The organism is Streptomyces sp. NPDC002044 (genome assembly GCF_040296725.1).
Lineage (GTDB): Bacteria > Actinomycetota > Actinomycetes > Streptomycetales > Streptomycetaceae > Streptomyces > Streptomyces antarcticus.
The window spans coordinates 1-7,147 of the sequence record NZ_JBEOXU010000223.1 but is presented as its reverse complement, the minus strand read 5'-3'; the positions used below and the strand labels follow the sequence as shown (position 1 = coordinate 7,147).

The 7,147-nt window shown below is 75.9% G+C and carries 7 protein-coding genes; all 7 read right to left on the bottom strand.

Annotation, left to right across the window (positions count from 1 at the left end):
- Nucleotides 1-52 precede the first annotated feature (52 nt).
- Entirely contained in the window at nucleotides 53-880 is an 828-nt protein-coding gene (locus tag ABT106_RS30140; protein WP_351283718.1) for a hypothetical protein, read from the bottom strand.
- An 88-nt stretch (nucleotides 881-968) separates the two neighbouring features.
- Nucleotides 969-3,056, bottom strand: a complete 2,088-nt coding sequence (locus ABT106_RS30135; RefSeq protein WP_351283715.1) for a xanthine dehydrogenase family protein molybdopterin-binding subunit — start codon at nucleotides 3,054-3,056, stop codon at nucleotides 969-971.
- A 69-nt stretch (nucleotides 3,057-3,125) separates the two neighbouring features.
- Entirely contained in the window at nucleotides 3,126-4,133 is a 1,008-nt protein-coding gene (locus tag ABT106_RS30130) for an FAD binding domain-containing protein (RefSeq protein WP_351283713.1), read from the bottom strand.
- On the bottom strand, nucleotides 4,130-4,792 hold the full coding sequence (locus tag ABT106_RS30125; protein ID WP_351283710.1) for a 2Fe-2S iron-sulfur cluster-binding protein: 663 nt from the start codon (nucleotides 4,790-4,792) through the stop codon (nucleotides 4,130-4,132). The genes ABT106_RS30130 and ABT106_RS30125 overlap by 4 nt, the downstream gene beginning before the upstream one ends.
- A 30-nt stretch (nucleotides 4,793-4,822) precedes the next feature.
- A complete protein-coding gene (locus tag ABT106_RS30120) occupies nucleotides 4,823-5,857 on the bottom strand; it encodes an iron-containing redox enzyme family protein (RefSeq protein WP_351283708.1) in 1,035 nt (344 codons plus the stop codon).
- On the bottom strand, nucleotides 5,854-6,201 hold the full coding sequence (locus tag ABT106_RS30115) for a CDGSH iron-sulfur domain-containing protein (protein WP_502979528.1): 348 nt from the start codon (nucleotides 6,199-6,201) through the stop codon (nucleotides 5,854-5,856). Before ABT106_RS30115 ends, ABT106_RS30120 begins: the two co-directional genes overlap by 4 nt.
- Nucleotides 6,185-6,871, bottom strand: a complete 687-nt coding sequence (locus ABT106_RS30110) for a HemK2/MTQ2 family protein methyltransferase (protein WP_351283705.1) — start codon at nucleotides 6,869-6,871, stop codon at nucleotides 6,185-6,187. The genes ABT106_RS30115 and ABT106_RS30110 overlap by 17 nt, the downstream gene beginning before the upstream one ends.
- Nucleotides 6,872-7,147 lie beyond the last annotated feature (276 nt).

Here is a 7,147-nt window from a genome sequence, read left to right as displayed (position 1 = left end):
GCCCGACGCCCCTCCCCGACCCGACCCGGGGCGCGGGCCCGGGCGGTCGGGGTCAGCCGATCGGCTTGCGGGTCTCCTCGCGCACCGCGAGCGTCGTGGCGGCCACCTTCTGGAGATCGACCGAGCCGGGGCTCTGCCGCACGGTCTCGGGGGTCACGACGGCGACCGACGCCCCGGTGTTCTCGTCCGCCCACGCGCACATCGGCAGGGTGCTCGTCGCGCCGCCCTGCGCCGAGGTGAGGACCTGGCAGGTCACGGTGAGGCCGGAGCCGGGCGGCGTGACGTCCCTGGCGGGCACCGCGACGGTCGCACCCTGGGCGTCCGCCGCGCCCTCCATCATCTTCCGGCGGGCGGCCGCGGGGTCCTTGAACTGGCCGTACATTCCCGAGAAGACCAGGGCGCTCATGCCCGTGGCGGGACCGGACGTGTACTGGCCGACGGCCGGCTTCGGGTCGCGGATCTTCGGGTCGTAGGCCCCGGCGAGGGCCTTCTTCCCCTCGGTCTCCGACAGGTCCTGGGCCAGGGTGTACGTGCCGTCCAGCACGGTCGGCGGAACCGTCAGCCGGTACCGCGCGTCGGGGAATCCGGCGCCGCTCACCACCTGTCCCGCGTCTCCCAGGAGCTTCACCGCGAAGCCGATGACTCCGAGGCCGACGAGCGAGGCCGCCACGATCCCCACCACCAGACCGGTCCGCTTCCGGCGCGGCGGGGGCCCCATCGGCGGCTGCCCCCAGCCCCCTTGCGCGGGGAACGGCTGCGCGTAGGGCTGCTGCGGGTACGGGCTCTGCGCCGGCGGCGCGGGGTGGTGCGGACCGCCGTACGGGGTCGGGGGCTGCGCGGGCCCGTAGGGGCCGGGGGACTGGGGTGGCGGCATGCTCATGGCCGGAACGCTACGTCAGGGCCGGCCGCCGCGGCGCACGGCCCCGTCGCCGCCGGATCCCCACGGCGGCCGGCCGGCGCCGCCGCGCTCAGGCGAGCACGTCCAGTACGCGGTCGGGAGTGAGCGGCAGGCTGCGCAGGCGCCGTCCCGTGGCGTGGCAGAAGGCGTTCCCGATCGCGGCCGCCGTCCCGACGGTGCCGATCTCGCCGATCCCCTTGCTGCCCATCGGGTTGAGGTGCTTGTCGTGCTCGTCGATCCAGTGCGCCTCGATGTCCGGCACGTCGGCGTGGACCGGGACGTGGTACGCCGCCAGGTCGCTCTCGGCGAAGTCCCCGTGGACGGGGTCGACGCTGCTGTGCTCCGTCAGCGCCATGCCCAGGCCCATCACCATCGCGCCGACGAACTGGGACCGTGCCGTGACGGGGTTGAGGATCCGCCCGGCGGCGAAGACCCCGAGCAGGCGGGCGACGCGCACCTCGCCGGTGACCGTGTCGACCCGTACGTCCGCGAAGTGCGCGCCGAACGCGTGGCGTGAGTACGGAGACTTCTGCCCCGCCGACCCGGCGGTGTCGGCCGACGCGGACAGCCCCCCGTCGGGGAGCGGCCCGTGACGGCCCGCCATGCGGGCGGTCAGCGCGGCGCACGCGTCGTGCACCGCCCATCCCCAGGAGCCGGTGCCGCTGGAGCCGCCCGCGAGGGAGGCCGACGGCAGGCCGGTGTGCCCGACGGCCACCGTGACGGCGTCGAGCGGGACGCCCAGGGCGTCGGCGGCCACCTGCGCCAGGACGGTGCGCGCCCCGGTCCCGATGTCGGTGGCGTTGACCTCGACGTGGAACCTCCCGTCGGCCAGGGCGTGCGCCCGCGCCGTGGACGGCGAGATCAGCACGGGGTACGTCGCGGCGGCGACACCGGTGCCGCACAGCACCGTTCCCTCCCGGCGCGGCGTGCGCGCCGAGGCCCAGCCGAAGCGCTCGGCGCCCTCCCGCAGGCACTCCACGAGGTGCCGGCTGCTGAAGGGGCGGCCGCTGTCGGGCTCGGTCACCGGTTCGTTGCGGACGCGCAGCTCGACCGGGTCGATGCCGAGGGCGTCGGCGAGTTCGTCCATGGCGGATTCGAGCGCGTACATGCCCGGGGCCTCCCCGGGGGCGCGCATCCAGGACGGCGTGGGCACGTCCAGGGCGACGACCCGGTGGGTGGTGCGGCTGTCGGGCACGGCGTACATGACACGGCCCGGGACGGCCGCCTGCTCGACGAACTCCCGGACGCGCGAGGTGTGGGTGGTGACCTCGTGGGTGAGCGCGGTGAGCGTGCCGTCCGGACGGGCGCCGAGCCGCACCCGGTGCAGCGTCGGAGCCCGGTGCCCGACCACGGCGGGCAGGTGGCGCCGGGGCAGGGCGAGGGTGACGGGGCGGCCGGTGTGGCGGGCCGCCATGACCGCCAGGACCACGTGGGGGCGGGGGGTGCCCTTGCAGCCGAATCCGCCGCCGACGTGTTCGCAGACGACGGTGACACGGTCCTCGGGCAGGCCGAAGAGGGACGCGAGGGCCTCGCGGACGGGCCCCGAGCCCTGGCTCGAGTCGTGGACGGTGAGGTGGCCGCTCGCCTCGTCCCAGAGGGCGGTGGCGGCGTGCGGCTCCATCGGGTGGTTGTGCAGCGGCGCCACCGCGTAGGAGCAGTCCACCCGTACGGCCGCGGCGGCCAGGGCCGCGTCCGGGTCGCCGTGCTCGCGATGCGCGGGGTGTCCGCCGTTGGCCTTCTCGGGCGTGTAGACGCCGGGATGGTCGGCGCGGAACCCGGTGTCGTGCCCGGCCGCCTCGTACGTGACGGCGACGGCTCCGGCGGCCGCCCGGGCCGCCTCGGGGGTCTCCGCGACGGCCAGCGCCACATACCAGCCCCGGTGCGGGACCCCGGGGTCCTGGAGCACCTGGAGGGTGGGGTCGTCGAACGGGCCCAGCCGCGGGGCGTTGTGCGGCGTGAGCACGGCGAGCACACCGGGGAGGGCCAGCGCGGCGGCCGCGTCCACGGCGGTGACGCGGCCCCGGGCGACCGTCGCCGGCACCGGCCAGGCGTGGGCGCAGCCGGCCGGGGCGTGGTCGCCGGCGTACCGGGCGGCGCCCGTGACCTTCTCCGGGCCCTCGGTCCGGCCGGCCGGGGTACCGAGTACGACGTGCCGCATGGGAGCTCCTCTGGACGGTGCCGCCGTACGGCGGGGACTGCGGGTGCGTGCGGGAGCGCGGGGTGCGGGCTACGGGGTTCGGGTACGGCCGTCCGCGCGGGCGGCCAGCGTCCCCAGCACGTCGACGGCGAGGTTCGTGGCCAGCGCCACCTTGTAGCCGTTGTCGCGCAGCGGCCGGGCCGCGGCCAGCTCCGCCTGCACCGCCCGGAGCAGCGCGTCGGACGTCGGCTCGGCGCCGACCAGCAGGGCCTCGGCCGCGGTGGCCCGCCAGGGACGGTGGGCCAGCCCCCCGAAGGCGAGCGCCACCCGCCGTACGCGGCCCGCGTCGAGCTCCAGGACGGCGGCGACGGAGGCCAGGGCGAAGGCGTACGAGGCCCGGTCGCGCGCCTTGCGGTACAGCGAGACGGCGCCGCGCCCCGGGGCGGGCAGCACGACCGCGGTGACGATCTCCCCGGCGCGCAGCACGGTGTCCTGCTCGGGACGGTCCCCGGGCAGCCGGTGGAACTCCGCCGCGGGCACGGTGCGGGCGCCGTCCCCGCCGTACAGCTCGATGCCGGCGCCGAGCGCCGCGAGCGCCACCGCCATGTCGGAGGGGTGCGTCGCGATGCACCCCTCGGACTGCCCGAGGACGGCGTGATCGCGGTGCAGCCCGTCGCGGGCGCCGCAGCCGGTGCCCGGCTCGCGCTTGTTGCAGGGCTTGGACACGTCCTGGAAGTAGGAGCACCGGGTGCGCTGGAGCAGGTTCCCGCCGGTGGTGGCCATGTTGCGCAGCTGCCCGGAGGCGCCGGCCAGCAGCGCCTGGGACAGGACGGGGTGGCGGGCCCTGACGGCGGGGTGGGCGGCGACGTCGCTGTTGCGGGTCATGGCGCCGATCCGGAGCCCTCCCCCGGCCAGCTCCTCCACGCCGTCGAGCGGGAGCCGGGAGATGTCGACGAGGGCCGTCGGGCTCTCCACCCCCAGCTTCATCAGGTCGACGAGGTTGGTGCCGCCACCGAGGTAGCGGGCCCCGGGGTGCCGGGCGTGGGCGGCGACGGCCTCGTCGAGGCCGGTGGCGCGAACATACGCGAACGGCTTCACGCGGTCACGTCCCTCACGGCGTCGACGATGCGCGGGTAGGCGCCGCAGCGGCACAGGTTGCCGCTCAGCCGCTCCTTGATCTCCTCCGCCGTCAGGGTGACGGGGCCGGGGTCGGCCAGGGCCCGCGCGCCCGTGGCGTGCGAGGGGTGCCCGGCGGCGGCTTCCGCGATCGCTCCGACGGCCGAGCAGAGCTGGCCGGGCGTACAGAAGCCGCACTGGAAGGCGTCCCGCTCCAGGAAGGCCCGCTGCAGGGGGTGCAGACCGCCGGCGCTGCTCCCGAGCCCCTCGACGGTGGTGATGTCGGCTCCGTCCTGCGTCACCGCCAGCAGGAGGCAGCTGTTGACCCGCCTGCCGTCGGCCAGCACGGTGCAGGCGCCGCACTGGCCGTGGTCGCAGCCCTTCTTCGCCCCGGTCAGGAGCAGGTGCCCGCGCAGGGCGTCCAGGAGGGTGACGCGGTGGTCCAGCCGCAGGACGTGCTCCGTGCCGTTGACCTTCAAGGTGACGCGGGACGCCGGGGGAGCGGTCGCCCCGCCCGGCCCGCGGGGAACCGCACCGGCTCCGGGTCCGGGCCGTGGATCGCTGCCGTCCGCCACCGCGGCCTCCTCCGTGCTCCGTACGCAGGACCGGTACGCCTGCTGTCCGTGCCCAGACTGGGGCATTGCGTACGAACCGGCACCCCGGGCGTCGGCTCAGGCGGCGGGCAGCGGGGTGCGCAGGGCGCTGTGGCCTTGTTCCCAGGCGGTGTGGAGGTGGTCGGTGAGGCGGTCTTCGAGGAGGAGGGTCGCGGCGCAGCCGAAGGCGATGTCGGGTTCGAGGTGGGGCTCGTCGGTGAGGAGGCCGCCGATGACGTCGTGGCGTACGACGTGTTCGTGGACGGCGTCGGCTTCGACGTGTTCGGTGTAGAAGTGCTGGGCGGCGGGGCCGGCTCCGCAGCGCCGCATGGCGGTGGCGAGGCGGCGGGAGCCGGGTGAGGAGGTGACTTCGAGGCAGGCGAAGTGGCCGACGAGTGCGCCGCGCAGGGCGCGGTGCAGGCCGAAGAGGGACATCAGGTTGACGGTGGCCAGGAGGGGCGCGGGGGCCTGGTCGAGGTAGCGGCCGTAGGCGGGGTCCAGGCCGAGGTCGCTCATGAGGGCGCCGAAGAGGCGGGCGTGGATCCGGTCGGGGTGTCCCGCGCCGAACTCGTCGTATTCGATGGCGGCCATGGCGGCTTTGGCGCGGCCGGTGAGCCGTGGGATCACCCAGACGTGGGGGTCGGCTTCCTTGAGGTGGTAGAGGGAGCGCAGGGCGGCGTACTCGCGGAGCTGCCACAGCTCGCCGCGGGTCGCGAGCCGGTGGCTGAGGCTGCCGGAGAGGTCGAGGGGTTCCACGAGCAGGGGAGCGAACGTCTCCTCCACCGACGTGGGCGTCCCGGACACGCCGGTGCGCAGGGCGTGCAGGAAGCGGGCTTCCAGGGCCTGGCGCAGCCGCAGCAGGTCCGGGTCCCATTCCCGTTCGTCGTCCACGCCCGCGAAGCCCCGGTAGTGCAGCTCGTAGAGCAGGTAGAGGGCCAGCTGGAGGTCCTCCCCCCACGGGTCGGCCTTCAGCACCGCCCCCGGCGCGTACTGCGGCGGACCGCCATGCCGCAGAGCCTCCACCACGGCGGCCGAAAGCCCGCCGCGACCGGTCACCAGGCCGGGGCCGGCGGCGGCGGTGGCGGTGGCGGTCGTCGGTGCGGCGCTGGTCATCGCGGGCTCCCGTCGGTGTCGGTGTCGGTGTCGGTGTCGGTGTCGCTGCCGCCGGACGGCGGCGCGGTGCGTTGCCGGGGGCGGTGGCTGGTGTCGCACCAGGGATAGATGCGGCTGCGCCGGCAGGTGCACACGGCGACGGTGAACCGGTCCGAGCGGGCGAGGGTCCCGTCCTCCAAGAGGATCTCGACGGGCCCCTCCACCAGAACCGGACCAGCCGGTTCCACGCTCACACGGCGGGCCGGGCGACAGGCGCCGGCAGCGGTGGCGGCAGCGGCGCCGGGAGCGCCGGCGGTGGAGGCGGGCGCGGAGGCGTCAGTGGCGCGGTCAGAGGTGCTGGGCACGGATGATCACCAATTCCTCCCGTTCGACGCCCTCTTCCGCCAGGCCGCGGCCCTGGAGCCAGGCCCGGCGCGAGCGCAGTACCGGCCCCCAGGGCACGGAGGCCCGGACGGTCACCTGGGCGGTCAGGCCCTCCCGCTCCAGCCGGCCGATGGTCTCCCGCGCCCCGCACATTCCGGAGTGCACCATGAGCAGGATCCCTCCGGGGCGGAGCAGGGCGGGGGCGTCGGCGCAGATCCGGTCGATGACGCCGCGCCCGTCGGTGCCGGCGTCCCAGGCCCGCTGCGGGCCGCGCGACGGCAGCCCGGGCTCGGGGGAGGGCACGTACGGCGGGTTCGTCAGGAGCATGTCGAAGCGTCGGCCCCGCGTGCGGGCCGCGAAGTCCCCGTGCAGGACGCGCAGGGGCAGACGGCGGCGGAGCGCGTTCAGACGGGCGGTCGCCACCGCCGGCCAGGACACGTCGACGGCCGTGACCCGGGCGCCCCGGGCGGCCGCGCTCAGGGCGAGGGCGCCGGTTCCGGTACCGATCTCCAGCAGTTCCGTGGCAGGGCCCAGGTCTTCTTGGGCCAGTGCGTACGCGAGGAGCCTGGTATCCGCCTGAGGGCGGTACACGCCGGGCAGCGAGATGATCGACTGTGGTGTCAATCCCCTGTTCAGGGCCGTACTGGACATCGGTCACCTCCGGAATCGAACGCCTCCCGCAGCGCGGTCGTCCCGCGGGCTCGGCACAGGGCGGCTACCCGTACGCGGGCCGTCCACTCGCCGTGAGGTGATCTGTCACCGACCGCTACCGACATGCCCGCCGTCGGGGGCGCCGGGGAAGGAGGGGGACGGTGAGGCGCGCGGGACCGGCCGCCCGGTCCGCCTTCGCGGCCCGCCGGACGGCCCCCGCCCATGCGGCGGCGGCCCGTCCGGCTTTCCCTCACGATCCAGAGTCTGCCCGGAGTC

What these genes read in the sequence shown, in the direction of transcription:
- ABT106_RS30140 (WP_351283718.1), bottom strand. Translation starts at nt 880, where the DNA reads ATGAGCATGCCGCCACCCCAGTCCCCCGGCCCCTACGGGCCCGCGCAG.
- ABT106_RS30135 (WP_351283715.1), bottom strand. Translation starts at nt 3,056, where the DNA reads ATGCGGCACGTCGTACTCGGTACCCCGGCCGGCCGGACCGAGGGCCCG.
- ABT106_RS30125 (WP_351283710.1), bottom strand. Translation starts at nt 4,792, where the DNA reads ATGCCCCAGTCTGGGCACGGACAGCAGGCGTACCGGTCCTGCGTACGG.
- ABT106_RS30120 (WP_351283708.1), bottom strand. Translation starts at nt 5,857, where the DNA reads ATGACCAGCGCCGCACCGACGACCGCCACCGCCACCGCCGCCGCCGGC.
- ABT106_RS30110 (WP_351283705.1), bottom strand. Translation starts at nt 6,871, where the DNA reads ATGTCCAGTACGGCCCTGAACAGGGGATTGACACCACAGTCGATCATC.